Origin of the sequence: Caulobacter sp. D5 (genome assembly GCF_003185805.1) — a bacterium.
Taxonomy (GTDB): domain Bacteria; phylum Pseudomonadota; class Alphaproteobacteria; order Caulobacterales; family Caulobacteraceae; genus Caulobacter.
The window spans coordinates 1-1,840 of the sequence record NZ_QHJY01000035.1 but is presented as its reverse complement, the minus strand read 5'-3'; the positions used below and the strand labels follow the sequence as shown (position 1 = coordinate 1,840).

General features: G+C 71.2%; 4 protein-coding genes. 3 read left to right on the top strand and 1 reads right to left on the bottom strand.

Going from position 1 to position 1,840, the window contains the following annotated elements; genetic code table 11:
* Both DMC18_RS03000 and DMC18_RS02995 read left to right on the top strand, forming a co-directional pair.
* On the top strand, nt 1-306 hold a 306-nt coding region (locus DMC18_RS03000), incomplete at its 5' end, for a lipopolysaccharide kinase InaA family protein (protein WP_304538738.1).
* A 40-nt stretch (nt 307-346) separates the two neighbouring features.
* Nucleotides 347-796, top strand: coding sequence for a DUF805 domain-containing protein (locus DMC18_RS02995; RefSeq protein WP_110121082.1), 450 nt, complete (start codon nt 347-349; stop codon nt 794-796).
* 52 nt (nt 797-848) lie between these two features.
* Here the strand turns inward: DMC18_RS02995 and DMC18_RS02990 are convergent, their stop codons facing one another.
* Entirely contained in the window at nt 849-1,328 is a 480-nt protein-coding gene (locus tag DMC18_RS02990) for a cupin domain-containing protein (RefSeq protein ID WP_110121081.1), read from the bottom strand.
* Between the two features lie 64 nt (nt 1,329-1,392).
* Between DMC18_RS02990 and DMC18_RS02985 the strand changes: the two genes are divergently transcribed.
* The coding region (locus DMC18_RS02985) for a M20/M25/M40 family metallo-hydrolase (protein ID WP_146217953.1) at nt 1,393-1,840 on the top strand (448 nt) is incomplete at its 3' end.

The window sequence follows — 1,840 nt, the reverse complement described above, 5'->3', positions numbered from 1 at the left end:
GGGACCGCGCGGCTGCACGCGCGGGGCCTGGGCCACGGCGACCTCTACGCTCACAACGTGCTGTGGGACGGGGAGGGCGGCGCGGCCGTGCTCAGCGACTTCGGCGCCGCCGCCTTCCTGCCGCCGGGCGAGGAACGGCGCTGGTCGGCGCTGGACGTGCGCGCCTTCGGCCTGCTGCTGGGCGAGGTACTGGGCGGGGTCGACGGCGAGGTCCCGGCCGCCCTGCGCGCCCTGGAGGCCGCCTGCGTGCAGCCGGACGGCGGCGCGCGGCCGTCGATGGACGAGGCGCTCGCCGCCCTTTCCTGAACCCTTTCCGAGAAGGGCGGATCAAGCTCTAGTAGCGGCCATGTCGAGCCTCGTCGCAAAGCTGAAGCCGTTCTTCTCGCTCAAGGGCCGGGCCGCCCGGCTGGAATACTGGCGGGTGCAGCTGACCCAGATCGTCCTGATCGCCGTGGCCATGAGCCTGGTGGTGCTGGCCACCCGCATCGGCGGCTGGCTGGGCGCGGTTCCCTGCCTGCTGTTCCTGCCGATCCTGGCCGCCGGGGTCTGCGTGGCCGTGCGCCGCCTGCACGACCGGGGCAAGGCGGCCTGGTGGATCCTGATCTTCGCCGTCGGCCCCTACGCCCTGACCGCCCTGGCCGCCGGCCTCTACGAAGGCGGCGGCCCCAACGGCGCCGAACTGGCCGCGCCCCTGCTCGGCCTTGGCGCCTTCGCCCTGTCGATCTGGGCCTGGGTGGAGCTGGGCTTCCTGCGCGGGACCAAGGGCGAGAACCGGTACGGCGCGCCGCGGCGGTAGGAAGCGCTCATACATGACCCCACTCTCTGAGAGAGAGGGGTCATTGACGCCCTCACCGCTTGCGCCCGCGCTCCACCTCGTACGGGGTCCCGTCGCGGTGGCGGTAGGTTTCCTCGCCGGGGCGGATGATCAGGTCGAGGTCGGGATAGTCGCAGCCGTCCTCGGCGGGGCGGCGCGAGCCCATTTCCAGCAGCACGGCGACGCGGTCGGAGCGGTTCTGGATCTGGTGGCCGTCAGCCACGCCGGCCTTGAAGCCCGCGCAGTCGCCGGCCCGCAGGATGGTCTCGCCCGCCTCCTCGACCAGCACGACCTCGCCCTCGACGACCCAGACGAACTCGTCTTCCGCCGTGTGCCAGTGACGCTGGCTGGACCAGGTTCCGGGCTCGAGCCGCATGAGATTGACGCCGAACTGGGTGAGGCCGACGGCGTCGCCCAGCTTCCAGCGCTGCCTGGCCTTGCACGGGGCGTCGAACGGCGGCGGATAGGCCGTGCCGTGGCGGGTGGGAGCCTTGTCGATGTCGATCTTGGGCATGGTCGGCCTTGGCAAGTTCGTGCGCGGTTTGCGTCCCGCCGAAGGGAAGCTTAAAGCCTGCACCATGACCAGTCCCGCGCCCGTTTCCGTCAGCATCGACGCCGTCGAGCTGGCCCAAGCCCTGATCCGCCGCCCCTCCGTCACCCCCGCCGACGAGGGCGCGATGGACGTGCTCCAGCGCCAGCTGGAAGGGTTGGGTTTCAATTGCCGGCGCATGAAGTTCGGCGAGATCGAGAACCTCTACGCCAAGCGCGGCACGGCGCGGCCCAACCTCTGCTTCGCCGGCCACACCGACGTGGTGCCGGTGGGCGACGACGCGGCCTGGACGGCCGGGCCGTTCGAGGCGCAGATCAAGGACGGGGTGCTCTACGGCCGCGGCGCGGTCGACATGAAATCAGCCATCGCCGCCTTCATCGCCGCCGTGGCCAATACGGAAGAGGTTCCCGGTTCGATCAGCTTCCTGATCACCGGCGACGAGGAGGGCGTGGCCGAGGACGGCACCGTGAAGGTGG